General features: G+C 53.7%; 32 protein-coding genes. All 32 read right to left on the bottom strand.

The window, feature by feature from the left end; translation table 11 throughout:
• Positions 1 to 41: 41 nt before the first annotated feature.
• The 32 genes from bfr to fusA all read right to left on the bottom strand — a co-directional run bounded on the left by bfr (position 42) and on the right by fusA (position 19,474).
• The gene (gene bfr / locus U5A05_RS02925; protein WP_261740742.1) at positions 42 to 506 is read right to left on the bottom strand and encodes a bacterioferritin; all 465 of its coding nucleotides are present in this window, start codon (positions 504 to 506) and stop codon (positions 42 to 44) included.
• 155 nt (positions 507 to 661) lie between these two features.
• A complete protein-coding gene (locus tag U5A05_RS02920; protein ID WP_321835584.1) occupies positions 662 to 2,110 on the bottom strand; it encodes a catalase in 1,449 nt (482 codons plus the stop codon).
• 173 nt (positions 2,111 to 2,283) lie between these two features.
• Positions 2,284 to 2,670: a 50S ribosomal protein L17 gene (gene rplQ, locus U5A05_RS02915; RefSeq protein ID WP_003444357.1), complete on the bottom strand. Its 387-nt coding sequence runs from the start codon at positions 2,668 to 2,670 to the stop codon at positions 2,284 to 2,286.
• 42 nt (positions 2,671 to 2,712) lie between these two features.
• Complete coding sequence (locus U5A05_RS02910) at positions 2,713 to 3,714, bottom strand: DNA-directed RNA polymerase subunit alpha (protein ID WP_003176403.1); 1,002 nt, start codon at positions 3,712 to 3,714, stop codon at positions 2,713 to 2,715.
• A gap of 22 nt (positions 3,715 to 3,736) precedes the next feature.
• Positions 3,737 to 4,357: a 30S ribosomal protein S4 gene (gene rpsD / locus U5A05_RS02905; protein WP_003444359.1), complete on the bottom strand. Its 621-nt coding sequence runs from the start codon at positions 4,355 to 4,357 to the stop codon at positions 3,737 to 3,739.
• An 18-nt stretch (positions 4,358 to 4,375) separates the two neighbouring features.
• On the bottom strand, positions 4,376 to 4,765 hold the full coding sequence (rpsK, locus tag U5A05_RS02900; RefSeq protein WP_002555466.1) for a 30S ribosomal protein S11: 390 nt from the start codon (positions 4,763 to 4,765) through the stop codon (positions 4,376 to 4,378).
• A 30-nt stretch (positions 4,766 to 4,795) separates the two neighbouring features.
• Entirely contained in the window at positions 4,796 to 5,152 is a 357-nt protein-coding gene (rpsM, locus tag U5A05_RS02895) for a 30S ribosomal protein S13 (RefSeq protein ID WP_016779184.1), read from the bottom strand.
• 129 nt (positions 5,153 to 5,281) lie between these two features.
• Positions 5,282 to 5,398, bottom strand: coding sequence for a 50S ribosomal protein L36 (gene rpmJ / locus U5A05_RS02890; protein WP_002555468.1), 117 nt, complete (start codon positions 5,396 to 5,398; stop codon positions 5,282 to 5,284).
• Between the two features lie 32 nt (positions 5,399 to 5,430).
• A complete protein-coding gene (gene secY / locus U5A05_RS02885; RefSeq protein ID WP_003444361.1) occupies positions 5,431 to 6,759 on the bottom strand; it encodes a preprotein translocase subunit SecY in 1,329 nt (442 codons plus the stop codon).
• Positions 6,760 to 7,197 carry a 50S ribosomal protein L15 gene (gene rplO / locus U5A05_RS02880; RefSeq protein ID WP_003444362.1) on the bottom strand — a complete coding sequence of 146 codons (438 nt, stop codon included), beginning with the start codon at positions 7,195 to 7,197 and terminating at the stop codon, positions 6,760 to 6,762. It lies immediately after the preceding gene.
• 3 nt (positions 7,198 to 7,200) lie between these two features.
• A complete protein-coding gene (gene rpmD / locus U5A05_RS02875) occupies positions 7,201 to 7,377 on the bottom strand; it encodes a 50S ribosomal protein L30 (protein WP_003444363.1) in 177 nt (58 codons plus the stop codon).
• Positions 7,378 to 7,379: 2 nt separating this feature from the next.
• On the bottom strand, positions 7,380 to 7,880 hold the full coding sequence (gene rpsE, locus U5A05_RS02870; RefSeq protein WP_003186035.1) for a 30S ribosomal protein S5: 501 nt from the start codon (positions 7,878 to 7,880) through the stop codon (positions 7,380 to 7,382).
• Positions 7,881 to 7,883: 3 nt separating this feature from the next.
• Positions 7,884 to 8,234, bottom strand: coding sequence for a 50S ribosomal protein L18 (gene rplR / locus U5A05_RS02865; RefSeq protein WP_016779181.1), 351 nt, complete (start codon positions 8,232 to 8,234; stop codon positions 7,884 to 7,886).
• Between the two features lie 10 nt (positions 8,235 to 8,244).
• Positions 8,245 to 8,778 carry a 50S ribosomal protein L6 gene (gene rplF, locus U5A05_RS02860; RefSeq protein ID WP_261740740.1) on the bottom strand — a complete coding sequence of 178 codons (534 nt, stop codon included), beginning with the start codon at positions 8,776 to 8,778 and terminating at the stop codon, positions 8,245 to 8,247.
• Positions 8,779 to 8,790: 12 nt separating this feature from the next.
• A complete protein-coding gene (gene rpsH, locus U5A05_RS02855; protein WP_003444366.1) occupies positions 8,791 to 9,183 on the bottom strand; it encodes a 30S ribosomal protein S8 in 393 nt (130 codons plus the stop codon).
• Between the two features lie 212 nt (positions 9,184 to 9,395).
• Positions 9,396 to 9,701, bottom strand: a complete 306-nt coding sequence (gene rpsN, locus U5A05_RS02850) for a 30S ribosomal protein S14 (protein ID WP_019409906.1) — start codon at positions 9,699 to 9,701, stop codon at positions 9,396 to 9,398.
• Between the two features lie 13 nt (positions 9,702 to 9,714).
• The gene (rplE, locus tag U5A05_RS02845) at positions 9,715 to 10,254 is read right to left on the bottom strand and encodes a 50S ribosomal protein L5 (protein WP_003444368.1); all 540 of its coding nucleotides are present in this window, start codon (positions 10,252 to 10,254) and stop codon (positions 9,715 to 9,717) included.
• A 22-nt stretch (positions 10,255 to 10,276) separates the two neighbouring features.
• Entirely contained in the window at positions 10,277 to 10,591 is a 315-nt protein-coding gene (rplX, locus tag U5A05_RS02840; RefSeq protein WP_003444369.1) for a 50S ribosomal protein L24, read from the bottom strand.
• Between the two features lie 11 nt (positions 10,592 to 10,602).
• Positions 10,603 to 10,971 carry a 50S ribosomal protein L14 gene (gene rplN / locus U5A05_RS02835; protein ID WP_002555479.1) on the bottom strand — a complete coding sequence of 123 codons (369 nt, stop codon included), beginning with the start codon at positions 10,969 to 10,971 and terminating at the stop codon, positions 10,603 to 10,605.
• Between the two features lie 23 nt (positions 10,972 to 10,994).
• On the bottom strand, positions 10,995 to 11,261 hold the full coding sequence (gene rpsQ, locus U5A05_RS02830; protein ID WP_003194644.1) for a 30S ribosomal protein S17: 267 nt from the start codon (positions 11,259 to 11,261) through the stop codon (positions 10,995 to 10,997).
• Between the two features lie 2 nt (positions 11,262 to 11,263).
• Positions 11,264 to 11,455 (bottom strand): 50S ribosomal protein L29, encoded by a 192-nt coding sequence (rpmC, locus tag U5A05_RS02825; RefSeq protein WP_003444371.1) that lies wholly within the window; start codon positions 11,453 to 11,455, stop codon positions 11,264 to 11,266.
• Positions 11,455 to 11,868 carry a 50S ribosomal protein L16 gene (gene rplP, locus U5A05_RS02820; RefSeq protein ID WP_261740739.1) on the bottom strand — a complete coding sequence of 138 codons (414 nt, stop codon included), beginning with the start codon at positions 11,866 to 11,868 and terminating at the stop codon, positions 11,455 to 11,457. The genes rpmC and rplP overlap by 1 nt, the downstream gene beginning before the upstream one ends.
• A 12-nt stretch (positions 11,869 to 11,880) precedes the next feature.
• On the bottom strand, positions 11,881 to 12,567 hold the full coding sequence (gene rpsC / locus U5A05_RS02815; protein WP_003176422.1) for a 30S ribosomal protein S3: 687 nt from the start codon (positions 12,565 to 12,567) through the stop codon (positions 11,881 to 11,883).
• A gap of 13 nt (positions 12,568 to 12,580) precedes the next feature.
• Positions 12,581 to 12,913: a 50S ribosomal protein L22 gene (rplV, locus tag U5A05_RS02810; RefSeq protein ID WP_261742361.1), complete on the bottom strand. Its 333-nt coding sequence runs from the start codon at positions 12,911 to 12,913 to the stop codon at positions 12,581 to 12,583.
• A 13-nt stretch (positions 12,914 to 12,926) separates the two neighbouring features.
• Positions 12,927 to 13,202, bottom strand: coding sequence for a 30S ribosomal protein S19 (rpsS, locus tag U5A05_RS02805; protein WP_003232420.1), 276 nt, complete (start codon positions 13,200 to 13,202; stop codon positions 12,927 to 12,929).
• Positions 13,203 to 13,218: 16 nt separating this feature from the next.
• Positions 13,219 to 14,043 carry a 50S ribosomal protein L2 gene (gene rplB / locus U5A05_RS02800; protein ID WP_019824364.1) on the bottom strand — a complete coding sequence of 275 codons (825 nt, stop codon included), beginning with the start codon at positions 14,041 to 14,043 and terminating at the stop codon, positions 13,219 to 13,221.
• A gap of 14 nt (positions 14,044 to 14,057) precedes the next feature.
• The gene (gene rplW / locus U5A05_RS02795) at positions 14,058 to 14,357 is read right to left on the bottom strand and encodes a 50S ribosomal protein L23 (protein ID WP_003444375.1); all 300 of its coding nucleotides are present in this window, start codon (positions 14,355 to 14,357) and stop codon (positions 14,058 to 14,060) included.
• Entirely contained in the window at positions 14,354 to 14,956 is a 603-nt protein-coding gene (gene rplD, locus U5A05_RS02790) for a 50S ribosomal protein L4 (RefSeq protein WP_003444376.1), read from the bottom strand. The genes rplW and rplD overlap by 4 nt, the downstream gene beginning before the upstream one ends.
• A 12-nt stretch (positions 14,957 to 14,968) precedes the next feature.
• Positions 14,969 to 15,604 carry a 50S ribosomal protein L3 gene (gene rplC / locus U5A05_RS02785; protein WP_003444377.1) on the bottom strand — a complete coding sequence of 212 codons (636 nt, stop codon included), beginning with the start codon at positions 15,602 to 15,604 and terminating at the stop codon, positions 14,969 to 14,971.
• Between the two features lie 81 nt (positions 15,605 to 15,685).
• The gene (rpsJ, locus tag U5A05_RS02780) at positions 15,686 to 15,997 is read right to left on the bottom strand and encodes a 30S ribosomal protein S10 (protein WP_003186070.1); all 312 of its coding nucleotides are present in this window, start codon (positions 15,995 to 15,997) and stop codon (positions 15,686 to 15,688) included.
• Between the two features lie 142 nt (positions 15,998 to 16,139).
• Positions 16,140 to 17,333 carry an elongation factor Tu gene (tuf, locus tag U5A05_RS02775; RefSeq protein WP_003444379.1) on the bottom strand — a complete coding sequence of 398 codons (1,194 nt, stop codon included), beginning with the start codon at positions 17,331 to 17,333 and terminating at the stop codon, positions 16,140 to 16,142.
• Positions 17,334 to 17,368: 35 nt separating this feature from the next.
• Positions 17,369 to 19,474, bottom strand: coding sequence for an elongation factor G (fusA, locus tag U5A05_RS02770; RefSeq protein WP_261740738.1), 2,106 nt, complete (start codon positions 19,472 to 19,474; stop codon positions 17,369 to 17,371).
• Positions 19,475 to 19,480 lie beyond the last annotated feature (6 nt).

The following is a 19,480-nucleotide window of genomic DNA, read 5'->3' as shown; positions in this document are numbered from 1 at the left end:
GCAAGCGCGCCCACAAAACACTTGAGCGCACCTGCCTGAAATCAGAACTGCGATTGCAGGTAGTTCTGCAGGCCAATCGATTTGATCAGGCCCAGCTGCTTTTCCAGCCAGTAGGTATGATCTTCTTCGGTATCTGCCAACTGAATACGCAGCATGTCGCGGCTCACGTAGTCCTGGTGCAGCTCGCACAGCGCAATGCCCTTGCACAGTGCGGCACGCACCTTGTACTCAAGGCGCAAGTCCGCAGCGAACATCTCAGGCACTGTGGTGCCTACATCCAGGTCGTCCGGGCGCATGCGCGGCGTGCCTTCGAGCATCAGAATCCGGCGCATCAACGCATCAGCGTGTTGTGCCTCTTCTTCCATTTCGTGATTGATACGCTCGTACAGCTTGGTAAAGCCCCAGTCCTCGTACATACGGGAATGGACAAAGTATTGGTCACGTGCAGCCAGCTCGCCGGTCAGCAACGTATTGAGGTAATCGATTACTTGCGGGTGCCCTAGCATCGGCCCACATCTCCCTGCTTCAAAGAATGTAGTTTGAACCAAGCAGACCGAGAGGTCACGGCCAAATCGCAATAAAAACCCTGTTTGGCAGAGAAAATGGCGTTAAAAAACGCAAAAACCGCCCATTTGAGGGCGGTTCTGCTTCTCACTTAGAGTTAGTTACTCTGTACACCCAACGCTTTTGCAACACCCTCACCATAAGCCTGATCAGCATTGTAGAAATGCTGTAGCTGACGCTGCACAACATCGTCCGATACCCCGGCCATGGCACCTGCAATGTTGTTGATCAACAGGGCTTTCTGATCTTCATTCATCAGACGGAACAGCGCACCGGCATGGCTGTAGTAATCGCTGTCTACACGATGATCGTAACGATCAGCTGCGCCACTCAGGGCCAAAGGCGGTTCAGCGTACTGAGGTGCTTGTTTTGGCGCATCACCATAGCTGTTTGGCTCGTAGTTTGGTGCAGCTCCACCATTGTTGCCAAAGGCCATCGAGCCATCGCGCTGATAGTTGTGCACAGGCACTCGTGGCGCGTTGATCGGCAAGTGCTGGTGGTTGGTGCCTACACGGTAGCGATGGGCATCCGCATACGCGAACACACGGCCTTGCAGCATGCGATCGGGCGACAGCCCCACACCCGGGATCATGTTGCTGGGGCCAAACGCGGCTTGCTCGACTTCAGCAAAGTAGTTGAGCGGATTGCGGTTCAACTCCAGCTCACCGATTTCAATCAGCGGAAACTCTTTCTGCGACCAGGTTTTGGTGACGTCGAACGGGTTTTCGTAGTGCGTGGCAGCTTGTGCTTCGGTCATGACCTGCATGCAGACGCGCCATTTCGGGAAGTCACCGCGCTCAATGGCACCAAACAAGTCGCGCTGAGCATAGTCCGGGTCAGTGCCTGCTAGTCGTGCAGCCTCTGCAGGCGCCAGGTTCTTGATGCCTTGCTTGGTTTTGTAGTGCCATTTGACCCAATGACGCTCACCCGCAGCATTGATCAGGCTGTAGGTGTGGCTGCCAAAGCCATGCATGTGACGGTAGCCATCTGGAATACCACGATCAGAAAACAGGATGGTGACCTGGTGCAGCGACTCAGGCGAGTGCGACCAGAAGTCCCACATCATCTGCGCACTTTTCAGGTTGCTCTGTGGCAGGCGTTTTTGGGTGTGGATAAAGTCGGGAAACTTCAGAGGGTCCCGTATGAAGAACACGGGCGTATTGTTGCCCACGATGTCCCAGTTACCTTCTTCGGTATAAAACTTGAGGGCAAAACCACGCGGATCACGCTCGGTGTCTGCCGAACCGCGCTCACCGCCTACCGTTGAAAAGCGCAGAAACGTAGGGGTTTGCTTGCCGATGGTGTCGAACAGCTTGGCGCTGCTGTACTGAGCCATGTCGCGGGTAACTGTGAAGGTGCCATGTGCACCTGAACCCTTGGCGTGTACACGACGTTCCGGAATGTTCTCACGGTTGAAATGCGCGAGCTTTTCGATCAGATGAAAATCATCAAGCAGCAAAGGGCCACGAGGGCCAGCAGAACGAGAATTCTGGTTATCAGCAACTGGAGCGCCGCTGGCGGTTGTAAGCGTTTTGGTCTGGCTCATGTGTTTGCTTCCTCAGTCAGTCTTTGTACTGCCGGCTAATCGGCTGAGGAGGAGTATTGACCATGATCTACGCACGGGCAAATGCATTAAATGATCAGAATCAATAGAAAATCATAATCAGACAGACACAAAAAACCGGGCACTAGGCCCGGTTCTTTGTAGAGACTGACGTCTTACTCAGCGGATACAGCTTCACCGCCAACTGGACGATCAACCAACTCGACGTACGCCATAGGCGCGTTGTCGCCAGCGCGGAAACCGCACTTGAGGATGCGCAGGTAGCCACCCTCACGAGTTGCATAACGCTTGCCCAGATCGTTGAACAGCTTACCAACGATGGCTTTCGAACGCGTACGGTCGAAGGCCAGACGGCGGTTAGCCAGACAATCATTCTTGGCCAGAGTAATCAGCGGCTCAGCAACGCGACGCAATTCTTTGGCTTTCGGCAGAGTCGTTTTGATCAGCTCGTGCTCAAACAACGACACTGCCATGTTTTGAAACATAGCCTTGCGGTGGGAGCTAGTGCGGCTCAGGTGACGACCACTTTTACGATGACGCATGGTTCATTCCTTACCAAACACAACGTTCGGTGATTACGACGATCAGGCAGTCGCCTTGTCGTCCTTCTTAAGACTTGCAGGCGGCCAGTTGTCGAGGCGCATGCCGAGGGACAGACCACGGGAGGCCAGAACGTCCTTGATTTCAGTCAAGGATTTCTTGCCCAGGTTCGGAGTCTTCAACAGTTCTACTTCGGTGCGCTGAATCAGGTCACCGATGTAGTAAATGTTCTCCGCCTTAAGGCAGTTGGCCGAACGCACGGTCAGTTCCAGATCGTCAACAGGACGAAGCAGGATCGGATCGATCTCGTCTTCCTGCTCGATTACCACTGGCTCGCTGTCACCTTTGAGGTCGACGAATGCAGCCAACTGCTGTTGCAGAATGGTTGCAGCACGACGAATGGCCTCTTCAGGATCCAGTGTACCGTTGGTTTCCAGATCAATAACCAGCTTGTCCAGGTTGGTACGCTGCTCGACACGGGCGTTTTCCACCACGTATGCGATACGGCGAACCGGGCTGAACGAAGAATCAAGCTGCAAGCGACCAATGCTGCGGCTTTCGTCTTCATCGCTCTGACGCGAGTCTGCTGGTTCATAACCACGACCACGAGCTACGGTGAGCTTCATGTTCAAGGCGCCGTTAGACGCCAGGTTGGCGATTACGTGATCGGGATTAACGATCTCGACATCATGATCCAGCTGAATATCGGCAGCGGTAACCACCCCCGAACCCTTCTTCGACAAGGTCAGCGTAACTTCGTCACGGCCGTGCAGCTTGATAGCCAGACCTTTAAGGTTCAACAGGATTTCAATTACGTCTTCCTGTACACCTTCGATGGCGCTGTACTCGTGGAGCACACCGTCAATCTCGGCCTCGACTACTGCACAGCCTGGCATTGAGGACAACAGGATGCGGCGCAGCGCGTTGCCCAGGGTGTGGCCAAAACCACGCTCGAGAGGCTCGAGTGTGATTTTAGCGCGGGTTGGACTGACAACTTGCACATCAATATGGCGAGGTGTCAGGAACTCATTTACCGAAATCTGCATGGATGCACCTATTTTCTAGCCCTTACTTGGAGTAGAGCTCGACAATCAGGCTTTCGTTGATGTCGGCGGACAGATCACTGCGAGCAGGAACGTTCTTGAAAACGCCCGACTTCTTCTCAGTGTCTACTTCTACCCATTCTACGCGGCCACGTTGGGCACACAGATCGAGAGCTTGGACAATGCGAAGCTGGTTCTTTGCTTTCTCGCGGATAGCGACCACGTCACCAGCACGAACCTGGTAGGACGGAACGTTTACGGTCTGACCGTTAACGCTGATCGACTTGTGCGATACCAACTGACGAGATTCGGCACGAGTAGAACCGAAACCCATACGGTATACGACGTTATCCAGGCGGCATTCGAGCAGTTGCAACAGGTTTTCGCCAGTTGCACCTTTCTTGCCAGCAGCTTGTTTGTAGTAGCCGCTGAACTGACGCTCGAGAACGCCGTAGATACGACGGACCTTCTGCTTTTCACGCAGTTGGGTACCGTAGTCGGATTGGCGACCGCGGCGTTGGCCGTGGATGCCTGGAGCAGCTTCAATATTGCACTTCGATTCGATAGCGCGCACACCACTCTTCAGGAAGAGATCGGTGCCTTCACGACGTGCCAGTTTGCATTTTGGACCAATGTAACGAGCCATTCTTTACAGTCTCCTGGATTACACGCGGCGCTTCTTCGGCGGACGGCACCCGTTGTGCGGGATTGGCGTCACGTCGGTGATGCTGGCGATCTTATAGCCACAGCCGTTCAAAGCACGGACAGCGGACTCACGACCTGGACCTGGGCCCTTAACGTTAACGTCAAGGTTTTTCAGGCCATATTCCAGCGCAGCTTGACCAGCACGTTCAGCAGCTACTTGAGCAGCGAACGGGGTGGACTTGCGAGAACCGCGGAAACCCGAACCACCGGAGGTAGCCCAAGAAAGCGCGTTACCCTGACGGTCGGTGATGGTCACGATTGTGTTGTTGAAAGACGCGTGGATGTGGGCGATGCCATCAACCACTGTCTTTTTTACTTTTTTACGAGGACGAGCAGCAGGTTTTGCCATGACTAAATTCCTGTCGATTCGCTGGTGCGATTACTTGCGGATCGGCTTACGCGGACCTTTGCGAGTACGCGCGTTGGTCTTGGTACGCTGACCGCGCACTGGAAGACCACGACGATGGCGCAGACCGCGGTAGCAGCCCAAGTCCATCAAGCGTTTGATTTTCATGTTGACTTCACGACGCAGGTCACCTTCAGTGGTGAACTTTGCCACTTCGCCACGCAGCAACTCAATCTGCTCGTCGCTCAGATCCTTGATCTTAGCGGCTGGGTTTACACCAGCATCCGCACAGATTTTCTGTGAGGTAGTGCGACCAACACCATAGATGTAGGTCAGCGAGATAACAGTGTGCTTGTTATCTGGAATGTTAACGCCTGCAATACGGGCCATTCAGTGGGACTCCAATTGACAGCTACCTACGCCCCGGAAGCCAAGAAATAGGGCGCGAGATAATATCGCTGTAATAACAAATAATCAACCCAGCAGCGCACTAGCTGCTGGGCTTCAAACAGATCACACTCAGCCTTGGCGCTGTTTGTGACGTGGTTCCGCGCTGCAAATTACTCGAACAACACCTTCGCGGCGAATAATCTTGCAGTTGCGGCACAGCTTTTTCACCGATGCACGAACTTTCATCACCAACTCCTCTCACCTTACGGGGTAGTACTTCAGCGGAGCATGCCGCTGCCGTAGCCCTTCAGGTTGGCTTTCTTCATCAGGGATTCGTACTGGTGCGAAACGAGGTGCGATTGTACTTGGGACATGAAGTCCATAACAACCACGACCACGATCAGCAACGAGGTCCCGCCAAGGTAGAACGGAACGTTTGCCGCAACCACCAGGAACTGGGGCAACAGGCACACGGCCGTCATATAAAGAGCACCGAACAGAGTCAAACGAGTCAAAACGCCATCAATATAGCGTGCCGACTGCTCACCTGGACGGATACCCGGAATAAAGGCACCGGACTTCTTCAGGTTTTCCGCTACGTCTTTCGGATTGAACATCAACGCCGTATAGAAGAAGCAGAAGAAAATAATCCCTGCACTAAACAGCAGAATATTCAACGGCTGACCAGGAGCGATCGACTGCGAGATGTCCTGCAACCAGCCCATACCTTCAGACTGACCGAACCAGGCACCCAGCGAAGCCGGGAACAGCAAAATGCTGCTCGCAAAAATAGCCGGGATAACGCCGGCCATATTCACTTTCAGCGGTAGGTGGCTAGTCTGCGCAGCAAAGACCTTGCGGCCCTGCTGACGCTTGGCGTAGTGAACAGCAATACGACGCTGGCCACGCTCAATGAACACCACAAAACCGATAATCGCTACTGCCAGCAAACCGATAGCAACCAGAGCGAAGATATTGATATCGCCCTGACGCGCAGACTCGAAAGACTGCCCAATTGCTCTCGGAAGACCGGCGACGATACCCGAAAAAATCAACATCGAGATACCGTTGCCAACACCACGCTCAGTAATCTGCTCACCCAGCCACATCATGAACATTGCACCCGCCACAAAAGTGGTTACTGCAACGAAATGGAAGCCTAGGTCACCAGTGAACGCTACGCCTTGCCCTGCCAGACCAATGGACATGCCAATAGCCTGAACAAGAGCAAGAGCGACAGTGAGGTAGCGGGTGTACTGGCTTATCTTGCGACGTCCAGCTTCACCTTCCTTCTTCAACTGCTCCAGCTGCGGGCTGACAGCGGACATAAGCTGCATGATGATCGATGCCGAAATGTACGGCATGATCCCCAGCGCAAAAATACTCATCCGCTCCAGCGCGCCGCCGGAAAACATGTTGAACAAGCTAAGTATGGTCCCCTCATTCTGTCGAAACAGGTCCGCCAACCGGTCCGGGTTAATACCAGGAACTGGGATGTGTGCGCCTATTCGGTAGACGATAATCGCCAGGAATAGAAAACGCAGTCGAGCCCAGAGCTCGGATAACCCGCCTTTGCTGAGCGCTGAGAGAGCACCTTGCTTAGCCATTTATTCCTCGAACTTGCCGCCAGCTGCTTCGATAGCCGAACGCGCACCTTTGGTGGCGCCGATTCCCTTGCCGATTGTGACAGCGCGAGTAACTTCACCGGACAGCATGATTTTCACACGCAGTACGTTGACGTTGATCACGTTGGCATCTTTCAGGGTCTGCACAGTAACGATGTCGCCTTCCACTTTAGCCAGCTCGGACAAACGCACTTCTGCGCGATCCATGGCTTTCAGGGAAACGAAACCGAACTTAGGCAGACGGCGATGCAGCGGCTGTTGACCGCCTTCAAAGCCTGGAGCAATAGTGCCACCGGAGCGGGAGGACTGACCTTTGTGACCACGGCCACCAGTCTTACCCAAACCACTACCGATACCACGGCCCGGACGATGCTTTTCGCGACGGGAACCCGGCGCTGGACTCAGATCATTGAGTTTCATCGATTAACCCTCTACACGCAGCATGTAGTAAGCCTTGTTGATCATCCCGCGATTCTCGGGAGTATCAAGTACTTCTACAGTGTGACCGATGCGACGCAGACCCAGACCCTTAATGCACAGTTTGTGATTAGGGATGCGGCCGGTCATGCTTTTGATCAGCGTTACTTTAACGGTAGCCATGATCAGAAGATCTCCTTGACGCTTTTGCCACGCTTAGCGGCAATAGATTCAGGAGATTGCATAGCTTTCAAACCTTTAAAAGTGGCGTGAACCACGTTTACCGGGTTAGTCGAGCCGTAGCACTTAGCCAGTACGTTCTGAACGCCAGCAACTTCGAGGACAGCACGCATAGCGCCGCCAGCGATGATACCGGTACCTTCAGAAGCAGGCTGCATGTAAACCTTGGAAGCGCCGTGGGCGGATTTCATGGCGTACTGCAGAGTGGTGCCGTTAAGGTCCACTTGAATCATGTTGCGGCGAGCAGCTTCCATTGCCTTCTGGATCGCAGCAGGCACTTCACGTGACTTGCCACGGCCGAAGCCAACGCGCCCTTTACCATCACCAACCACGGTCAACGCGGTGAAAGTGAAGATACGGCCGCCTTTAACGGTTTTGGCTACGCGGTTAACTTGAACCAGCTTCTCAATGTAGCCTTCGTCGCGCTTTTGGTCGTTATTTGACATAACTTAGAACTCCAGCCCAGCTTCACGAGCAGCCTCAGCCAGCGCTTTCACGCGGCCGTGGTACTTGAAGCCAGAGCGGTCGAAAGCCACCTGCGAGACGCCAGCGGCTTTTGCACGCGTAGCGACCAGCTGGCCAACCTTTGTGGCCGCGTCGATGTTGCCAGTGGCACCATCACGCAGTTCTTTGTCCAAAGTCGAGGCGCTTGCCAAGACTTTGCTGCCGTCGGCCGAGATGACCTGGGCGTATATATGCTGAGCCGAGCGGAACACGCAGAGACGCACGACTTCTAGTTCGTGCATTTTCAGACGTGCTTTGCGAGCGCGACGCAGTCGAGTAACTTTTTTGTCGGTCATTTGCTATGCCCTACTTCTTCTTGGCTTCTTTACGACGGACGACTTCGTCCGCGTAACGTACACCCTTACCTTTATAAGGCTCTGGTGGACGGAAACCGCGGATCTCAGCGGCCACCTGACCTACCAGCTGCTTATCAATACCCTTGATCAGGATATCGGTTTGGCTAGGAGTCTCAGCGGTGATGCCTTCCGGCAACTCGTAATCCACTGGGTGCGAGAAGCCAAGAGCCAGGTTCAGCACTGTGCCTTTTGCTTGCGCTTTGTAACCAACACCGACCAGCTGGAGCTTGCGCTCGAAGCCTTGGCTTACGCCTTGGACCATGTTGTTTACCAACGCACGAGTGGTACCAGCCATTGCGCGAGTTTGTTGATCGCCATTGCGAGCAGCGAAACGCAGCTCACCAGCTTCTTCAACAATCTCAACGGACGAATGGATGTTCAGTTCTAGAGTACCCTTGGTACCCTTCACCGAAAGCTGTTGGCCGGCGAATTTTACTTCGACACCAGCTGGCAGCTTAACGGGGTTCTTAGCGACGCGTGACATGCTTATCCCCCCTTAGAACACAGTGCAAAGAACTTCGCCGCCGACACCGGCAGCGCGCGCAGCACGATCCGTCATCACACCTTTGCTGGTGGAGACGATAGACACACCTAGACCGCCACGAACTTTCGGCAGATCTTCGGAGGACTTGTACTGACGCAGGCCTGGACGGCTAACGCGCTTAACTTCTTCGATAACCGAACGGCCTTCGAAGTATTTCAGCTCGATAGACAGCAGTGGCTTGATTTCGCTGCTGATCTGATAATCCGCGATGTAACCTTCGTCTTTAAGAACTTTGGCTACAGCTACCTTCAACGTGGAAGATGGCATGCTTACGACGGACTTTTCAGCCATCTGGGCATTACGGATTCGAGTTAGCATGTCCGCTAACGGGTCCTGCATACTCATGGGCTAGACGCTCCTGATACAAAAAGAATTAGCCTTGCGGCTACAACTGTCGCCGAGTGACTCGATGCTTAAAAAGCACGGGCTCAGGCGAGCCGGTCATTCTAGACATACGCCAGAAATGAATCAAGCCCCAATAGGGGCTTGATTCATATTCAAGGTCACCGGCTGTCAGGATCTTGCAACCCTGACAGGGATAACTTTGCCTGTACGCCTTACCAGCTGGCTTTAACCAGACCTGGTACGTCACCGCGCATTGCTGCTTCACGCAATTTGTTACGGCCAAGGCCGAACTTGCGGTAAACACCATGCGGACGACCAGTGAGGCGGCAGCGGTTACGCATGCGCGCAGCGCTTGCGTCACGTGGCTGCTTCTGCAGAGCAACTTGAGCTTCCCAACGTGCTTCTGGACTTGCGTTCAGATCAACGATGATAGCTTTCAGCTCAGCACGCTTCTTGGCGAACTTGGCAACCGTGAGCTGACGTTTCAGCTCGCGGTTTTTCATGCTCATCTTAGCCATGGTCCTACTCCAATCAGTTGCGGAACGGGAATTTGAAAGCACGCAGCAAGGCGCGACCCTCATCATCCGTTCGAGCAGTGGTGGTCAGGGTAATGTCCAGACCGCGGAGGGCATCGATTTTGTCGTAGTCGATTTCCGGGAAAATGATCTGCTCTTTAACGCCCATGCTGTAGTTACCACGACCATCGAAGGACTTGGCATTCAGGCCGCGGAAGTCGCGAACCCGAGGCAGGGAGATCGACAGCAGACGATCCAGGAATTCGTACATACGCTCACGGCGCAGAGTAACCTTAACGCCGATCGGCCAGCCTTCGCGAACTTTAAAGCCTGCGATGGACTTGCGAGCGTAGGTCACTACACATTTTTGACCCGTGATTTTTTCCAAATCAGCTACAGCGTGCTCGATGATTTTCTTATCACCGATCGCTTCGCCCAAACCCATGTTCAGGGTGATTTTGGTAACGCGCGGAACTTCCATCACGTTCGAAAGCTTAAGTTCTTCCTTAAGTTTCGGAGCGATTTCCTTCCGGTAAATCTCTTTTAGTCGTGCCATGGTCTTATCTACCTAGCAGTGTTCAAGCATCAACCGCTTTTTGGGTCGACTTGAAGACACGAATTTTCTTGCCTTCTTCTACTTTGAAACCAACGCGGTCAGCCTTGTTGGTTTCGCCGTTGAAGATGGCGACGTTAGAAGCGTCCAGTGGAGCTTCTTTTTCGACGATACCGCCTTGTACGCCCGACATCGGGTTAGGCTTGGTATGACGCTTAACCAGGTTCAGACCGCCAATAACCAGACGGTTGTTAGCGAGAACCTTAAGCACCTTACCGCGCTTACCTTTGTCTTTGCCGGCGATCACGATGATCTCGTCGTCACGACGAATCTTTTGCATGTCGGATCTCCTTACAGCACTTCTGGGGCGAGCGAGACGATCTTCATGAACTTCTCAGTACGAAGTTCACGGGTCACTGGCCCAAAGATACGGGTGCCGATCGGCTCTTGCTTGTTGTTCAGAAGAACAGCAGCGTTGCCATCAAAGCGGATAATGGAGCCATCAGCACGACGTACGCCGTGACGAGTGCGGACTACAACAGCAGTCATCACTTGGCCTTTTTTCACTTTACCGCGAGGAATTGCTTCCTTGACGGTAACTTTGATGATGTCACCGATACCAGCGTAACGACGATGGGAGCCACCCAGCACCTTGATGCACATAACGCGGCGTGCGCCGCTGTTATCGGCCACATCGAGCATGGATTGAGTCTGAATCATATAATTTCTCCGACCCCTAGTCCTTAGACTTCCACAGCGCGTTCGAGAACATCAACCAGTGCCCAAGACTTGGTCTTGGCCATCGGACGAGTTTCACGAATAGTGACTTTGTCGCCGATGTGGCACTGATTGGTTTCGTCGTGCGCGTGCAGCTTAGTCGAACGCTTAACGTATTTACCGTAGATCGGGTGCTTAACGCGACGCTCGATCAAAACGGTGATGGTTTTGTCCATCTTGTCGCTGACAACACGGCCAGTCAGCGTACGGACAGTCTTTTCGGCTTCAGCCATGATTACTTACCTGCCTGCTGTTTGAGCACAGTCTTCACGCGAGCGATGTCACGCTTAACTTGCGAGAGCAGATGCGACTGCCCCAACTGGCCAGTTGCTTTCTGCATACGCAGATTGAACTGGTCGCGCAGCAAGCCGAGCAGTTGCTCGTTCAGCTGCTGTGCGGATTTTTCACGAAGTTCATTCGCTTTCATCACATCACCGTCCGTTTAACAAAGGCGGTGGCGAGCGGCAGCTTTGCAGCAGCCAGGGCAAAAGCCTCACGCGCCAGCTCTTCAGTTACACCCTCGATTTCATACAGGACTTTGCCTGGCTGAATCTGGGCAACCCAGTATTCCACGTTACCCTTACCTTTACCCATACGAACTTCGAGGGGCTTTTTGGAAATAGGCTTGTCCGGGAATACACGGATCCAGATCTTGCCGCCACGTTTAACGTGACGGGTCAGTGCACGACGCGCTGACTCGATCTGACGAGCGGTGAGACGACCACGAGCTACAGACTTCAGCGCATATTCGCCGAAGCTGACTTTGCTACCGCGCAATGCCAAGCCACGGTTGTGGCCTGTCATCTGCTTGCGGAACTTCGTACGCTTTGGTTGCAACATTTGGCGTACCCCTTACTTAGCAGCTTTTTTACGAGGCGCTGGTGCTTGTGGCTTCAGCTCTTCTTGGCGACCACCAATTACTTCGCCTTTGAAGATCCAAACCTTTACACCGATCACACCGTAAGTGGTGTGAGCTTCGTAGTTGGCATAGTCGATGTCGGCACGCAGGGTGTGCAGTGGCACACGACCTTCGCGATACCATTCAGTACGTGCGATTTCAGCACCGCCGAGACGACCGCTCACTTGGATTTTGATGCCTTTGGCACCAATGCGCATAGCGTTCTGTACAGCGCGTTTCATCGCGCGACGGAACATTACACGACGCTCCAGCTGCTGAGCTACGCTCTGCGCAACCAGCATACCGTCGAGTTCCGGCTTGCGGATCTCTTCGATATTGATGTGCACAGGCACACCCATTTGCTTGGTCAGGTCCTGACGCAGTTTCTCAACATCTTCACCTTTCTTCCCGATAACGATACCTGGACGAGCGGTGTGGATGGTGATACGTGCAGTTTGGGCCGGACGATGGATATCGATACGGCTTACGGACGCGCTTTTTAGTTTGTCTTGGAGGTATTCACGCACCTTCAGATCAGCGAACAAATAGTCCGCATAAGTCCGGCCGTCTGCGTACCAGACGGAGGTGTGCTCCTTGACGATTCCCAGGCGAATGCCAATGGGATGTACTTTCTGACCCATCTCTTCGACTCCGTTACTTGTCAGCAACCTTGACAGTGATATGGCAAGACCGCTTGACGATGCGATCAGCGCGGCCTTTGGCACGCGGCATGATTCGCTTCAGCGAACGCCCTTCGTTGACGAAAACAGTGATGACTTTAAGGTCATCAACGTCTGCGCCTTCGTTATGCTCGGCGTTGGCTACGGCCGACTCCAGCACTTTCTTGATGATCTCGGCGGCTTTCTTGTTGCTGAAAGCCAACAGGTTGAGCGCTTCGCCCACCTTCTTCCCGCGGATCTGGTCGGCGACCAAGCGGGCTTTCTGGGCGGAGATTCGAGCGCCCGACAACTTAGCGGCTACTTCCATCATTCCTTACCCCTTAACGCTTGGCTTTCTTGTCTGCCACGTGCCCACGATAAGTGCGGGTACCGGCAAACTCGCCTAGTTTATGGCCAACCATGTCTTCGTTCACAAGAACTGGGACATGAAGACGACCGTTATGCACAGCGATGGTCAAACCGACCATTTGTGGCAGGATCATCGAACGACGCGACCAGGTTTTCACCGGTTTGCGATCGTTCTTTTCCGCCGCCACTTCGATCTTCTTCAGTAGGTGAAGATCAATAAAAGGACCTTTTTTCAGAGAACGTGGCACTGTCGTATCCCTCTATTTACTTGCGACGACGGACGATCATTTTGTCGGTACGCTTATTACCACGAGTCTTCGCGCCCTTAGTCGGGAAGCCCCATGGCGATACCGGATGACGACCACCAGAGGTACGACCTTCACCACCACCATGTGGGTGGTCAACCGGGTTCATGGCAACACCACGAACGGTTGGGCGAACGCCACGCCAGCGTTTGGCACCAGCTTTACCCAGCGAACGCAGGCTGTGCTCGGAGTTCGAGACTTCGCCCAAGGTCGCACGGCATTCAGCCAGTACTTTACGCATTTCACCAGAGCGCAGACGCAGGGTCACGTAGACACCATCACGAGCGACCAGCTGAGCCGAAGCACCAGCGGAACGTGCGATTTGCGCGCCTTTACCCGGCTTCAATTCGATGCCGTGTACGGTGCTACCAACTGGAATGCTGCGCAGTTGCAACTGGTTGCCTGGCTTGATCGGGGCCAAAGCACCCGAGATCAGCTGGTCGCCAGCGCTCACGCCTTTAGGGGCGATGATGTAACGGCGTTCGCCGTCTGCGTACAGCATAAGAGCAATGTGAGCAGTACGGTTTGGATCGTATTCGATACGCTCAACAGTGGCTGGAATGCCATCTTTGTCGTTGCGACGGAAATCGACCAAACGATAATGCTGCTTATGACCACCACCGATGTGACGAGTGGTAATACGGCCATTGTTGTTACGACCACCAGTCTTCGATTTCTTCTCGAGCAGCGGTGCGTGAGGAGCGCCTTTATGCAGCTCCTGGTTGACCACCTTGACCACATGACGGCGGCCAGGGGAAGTCGGTTTGCATTTAACGATTGCCATGATGCACCCCTTCCTTACTCAGCACTGCTGCTGAAATCGAGATCTTGGCCTGGCTGAAGGGAGATTACCGCCTTCTTCCAGTCATTACGCTTGCCCACGCCGCGAGCGGTGCGCTTGCTCTTACCCAGAACGTTCAGGGTAGTAACACGCTCAACTTTCACGCTGAACAGGCTTTCGACGGCCTTCTTGATTTCCAGCTTGGTTGCATCAGTAGCAACCTTGAAAACGAACTGGCCTTTCTTGTCTGCCAGAACCGTAGCCTTCTCGGAAACGTGCGGGCCAAGCAGAACTTTAAATACGCGTTCCTGGTTCATCCCAGCAGCTCCTCGAATTTCTTCACGGCCGACACGGTGATCAACACCTTGTCGTATGCGATCAGACTAACTGGGTCGGAACCTTGCACGTCACGTACATCAACGTGTGGCAGGTTGCGAGCAGCCAGGTACAGGTTCTGATCAACAACTTCAGACACGATCAGGACGTCTGTCAGACCCATGCCATTCAGTTTGTTCAGCAGATCTTTGGTTTTCGGCGCTTCAACTGCGAAGTCCTGAACCACGATCAGACGATCAGTACGAACCAGTTCAGCAAGGATGGAACGCATTGCTGCGCGATACATCTTCTTGTTGAGCTTCTGAGAGTGATCTTGTGGACGAGCTGCGAAAGTAGTACCACCGCCACGCCAGATTGGGCTACGGATAGTACCAGCACGAGCACGGCCAGTACCTTTCTGACGCCAAGGGCGCTTACCGCCACCACGAACGTCGGAACGGGTCTTTTGCTGCTTGCTACCTTGACGGCCGCCGGCCATGTAGGCCACGACTGCTTGGTGAACCAGCGTCTCGTTGAACTCGCCGCCGAACGTCAGTTCGGAAACTTCGATCGCTTGAGCATCATTTACATTTAATTGCATGTCAGCTTCCCCTTAACCGCGAGCCTTGGCCGCCGGACGTACAACCAGGTTGCCGCCAGTAGCGCCAGGAACAGCACCCTTGACCAACAACAGATTGCGTTCAGCGTCGACGCGCACTACTTCGAGGGACTGCACGGTCACGCGCTCAGCGCCCATATGACCGGACATTTTTTTGCCCTTGAATACACGACCAGGAGTCTGGCACTGGCCAATAGAGCCCGGGACGCGGTGGGAAACGGAGTTACCGTGAGTGTTATCTTGGCCACGGAAATTCCAACGCTTGATCGTACCCTGGAAGCCTTTACCTTTGGACTGACCGGTCACATCGACCATCTGACCTGCGGTGAAGATTTCAGCGTTGATCAGATCGCCTGCCTGGTACTCGCCTTCTTCAAGGCGGAATTCCATTACGGTACGACCAGCTGCAACGTTTGCTTTAGCGAAGTGACCCGCTTGAGCAGCAGTTACACGCGAAGCGCGACGCTCGCCGACAGTGACTTGCACTGCACGATAGCCATCGGTTTCTTCAGTTTTGAACTGGGTGACGCGATTCGGCTCGATCTCAATGACCGTAACCGGAATGGAGACACCTTCTTCGGTGAAAATACGGGTCATACCGCATTTACGACCGACTACACCAATAGTCATGTTGTAAACCTCATGAGTGTACGGGGCTTTCACCCGCTATGGCCGCCCATTTCAGAGCGTTACACGACTAAGACCCAAGTCTTAGCCGAGGCTGATCTGCACTTCCACACCGGCCGCAAGATCAAGCTTCATAAGAGCATCAACGGTTTTATCCGTTGGCTGGACGATGTCCAGTACGCGCTTATGAGTACGGATCTCGTACTGGTCACGCGCGTCTTTGTTGACGTGCGGGGAGACCAGAACGGTGAACCGCTCTTTACGGGTAGGCAGTGGAATTGGACCACGCACTTGAGCACCAGTACGTTTCGCGGTTTCCACGATTTCCTGGGTTGATTGGTCGATCAGGCGATGGTCAAAAGCCTTCAACCTGATACGGATTTGCTGATTTTGCATTGGATTTCAGACTCCGATTGCTATTCCCACCGAGCGCAATACGCCCGTTTAAAGGAGGCGCAATTCTATAGATGGCCCAACTGGGTGTCAACTCAATAAAAAAAGCCCCCGCTGAGCGGGGGCTTTTTCAGGCAATCAAAGCTTAAGCAATGATCTTGGCTACTACGCCAGCGCCGACGGTACGACCGCCTTCACGGATTGCGAAACGCAGACCGTCTTCCATTGCGATGGTTTTGATCAGGGTGACAACCATTTTGATGTTGTCGCCTGGCATTACCATTTCAACGCCTTCCGGCAGTTCGCAGTTACCGGTCACGTCAGTGGTCCGGAAGTAGAACTGTGGACGGTAGCCTTTGAAGAACGGAGTGTGACGACCGCCTTCTTCTTTGCTCAACACGTACACTTCAGCTTCGAAGGTAGTGTGCGGCTTAACCGAACCCGGCTTAACCAGAACCTGGCCACGCTCTACGTCGTCACGCTTGGTGCCGCGCAGCAGCACGCCGCAGTTCTCGCCAGCACGACCTTCGTCGAGCAGTTTGCGGAACATTTCAACGCCGGTGCAGGTGGTAACAGTAGTGTCACGCAGACCAACGATTTCCAGCGGATCTTGAACGCGAACGATACCGCGCTCGATACGACCAGTCACAACAGTACCGCGACCGGAGATCGAGAATACGTCTTCGATTGGCATCAGGAACGGCTTGTCGATAACACGAACTGGATCCGGAATGTAAGTATCCAGAGTTTCAACCAGTTTACGAACGGCAGTGGTGCCCATTTCGTTGTCGTCTTTGCCTTCCAGAGCCATACGAGCAGAACCGATGATGATCGGAGTGTCGTCGCCTGGGAAGTCGTAAGTGCTCAGCAGATCGCGCACTTCCATCTCAACCAGTTCCAGCAGCTCAGCGTCGTCTACCAGGTCAGCCTTGTTCAGGAAAACCACGATGTACGGAACGCCAACCTGACGGGACAGCAGGATGTGCTCACGAGTTTGTGGCATCGGACCATCAGCGGCCGAACAAACCAGGATCGCGCCATCCATCTGGGCAGCACCGGTGATCATGTTCTTCACATAGTCAGCGTGACCTGGGCAGTCAACGTGAGCGTAGTGACGGATCAGCGAGTTGTATTCAACGTGTGCAGTGTTGATGGTGATACCACGAGCTTTTTCTTCTGGCGCGCTGTCGATTTTATCGAAGTCAACGATGGCCGAACCGAAAATCTCGGAGCAAACACGAGTCAGAGCTGCAGTCAGCGTGGTTTTACCATGGTCAACGTGACCGATAGTGCCAACGTTGACGTGCGGTAGGGAACGATCAAATTTTTCTTTAGCCACGACAATTAACTCCTTGCCTAAAGGACTGAACTAAATCAGCCTTGTTTTTTAGTAACAGTTTCGACGATGTGCGCCGGAGCTGTATCGTATTTTTTGAATTCCATAGAGTAGCTTGCGCGACCCTGGGACATGGAACGAACGTCGGTCGCATAACCGAACATTTCACCCAACGGAACTTCAGCACGAATTACTTTGCCGGAGACCGTATCTTCCATACCTTGGATCATGCCGCGACGACGATTCAAGTCGCCCATCACGTCACCCATATAGTCTTCAGGTGTAACAACCTCTACCGCCATGATTGGCTCAAGCAGCTCACCACCACCTTTGGAGGCCAGTTGCTTGGTAGCCATGGAAGCAGCCACCTTAAACGCCATCTCGTTGGAGTCGACGTCGTGGTAAGAACCATCAAACACGGTAGCCTTCAGGCCGATCAGCGGATAGCCGGCAACAACACCGTTCTTCATCTGCTCTTCGATACCCTTCTGGATAGCCGGGATGTATTCCTTAGGAACCACACCACCTACCACTTCGTTCACGAACTGCAGACCTTCCTGACCTTCGTCAGCAGGTGCAAAACGGATCCAGCAGTGACCAAACTGGCCACGACCGCCGGACTGACGAACGAACTTGCCTTCGATTTCACACTTCTTCGTGATGCGCTCACGATACGAAACCTGAGGCTTACCGATGTTGGCTTCGACGTTGAACTCACGGCGCATCCGGTCAACCAGGATGTCCAGGTGCAACTCGCCCATGCCAGAGATGATCGTTTGACCAGTCTCTTCATCAGTTTTAACGCGGAAAGATGGATCTTCCTGAGCAAGTTTGCCCAGTGCAACACCCATTTTTTCCTGGTCATCCTTGGTCTTAGGCTCAACGGCAACCGAAATAACCGGCTCCGGGAAGTCCATACGAACCAGAATGATTGGCTTGTCAGCGTTGCACAAAGTCTCACCAGTGGTGACGTCCTTCATGCCGATCAAGGCCGCGATGTCACCAGCGCGTACTTCCTTGATTTCTTCACGGGCGTTTGCGTGCATTTGCACCATACGACCCACGCGCTCTTTCTTGCCTTTAACCGAGTTGATTACGCCGTCGCCGGAGTTCAACACGCCCGAGTAAACTCGAACGAAGGTCAAGGTACCCACGAATGGGTCGGTAGCGATCTTGAACGCCAGAGCCGAGAACGGCTCGCTGTCGTCAGCATGACGCTCCAGTTCGATGCTCTCGTCATCCGGGTCAGTACCCTTGATGGCAGGAATATCAGTCGGAGCAGGCAGGAAGTCGATAACGGCGTCGAGAACCAGGGGAACACCCTTGTTCTTGAAGGAAGAACCGCAAACAGCCAAGACGATCTCACCGGCGATAGTACGCTGACGCAGAGCGGCCTTGATTTCCGCGATGGTGAATTCTTCACCCTCGAGGTACTTGTTCATCAGCTCTTCATTGGCTTCGGCCGCAGCCTGCACCATGTTGTCGCGCCACTCGTCAGCAAGATCTTTCAGCTCAGCTGGAATTTCTTTGCGAACAGGAACCATACCCTTGTCAGCATCGTTCCAGTACACAGCTTCCATGTTGATCAGATCAATCTGACCCTGGAAGTTGTCTTCAGAACCGATAGCCAGCTGGATTGGAACCGGAGTGTGACCCAGACGCTTCTTGATCTGCTCAATAACGCGCAGGAAGTTCGCACCAGCACGGTCCATCTTGTTGACGTAAACAAGACGTGGAACGCCGTACTTGTTGGCTTGACGCCATACGGTTTCCGACTGAGGCTCAACACCCGAGGTACCACAGAACACAACGACAGCGCCGTCGAGTACACGCAGGGAACGTTCAACTTCAATAGTGAAGTCAACGTGGCCCGGGGTATCGATTACGTTGAAGCGATGCTCATCTTTGTACTGCTTGGCAGAACCTTTCCAGAAGGCGGTAATAGCAGCAGAAGTAATGGTAATACCACGCTCCTGCTCCTGCACCATCCAGTCTGTGGTCGCGGCGCCGTCATGCACCTCGCCCATCTTGTGACTTTTGCCAGTGTAAAAAAGGACGCGCTCGGTGGTGGTGGTTTTACCAGCATCCACGTGAGCGACGATACCGATGTTACGGTAGCGACTAATCGGAGTAGTACGAGCCATAAAGCC

It is taken from the genome of Pseudomonas kulmbachensis (assembly GCF_963681935.1).
GTDB lineage: Bacteria > Pseudomonadota > Gammaproteobacteria > Pseudomonadales > Pseudomonadaceae > Aquipseudomonas > Aquipseudomonas kulmbachensis.
This window is presented reverse-complemented; position numbering and strand designations above follow the sequence as displayed.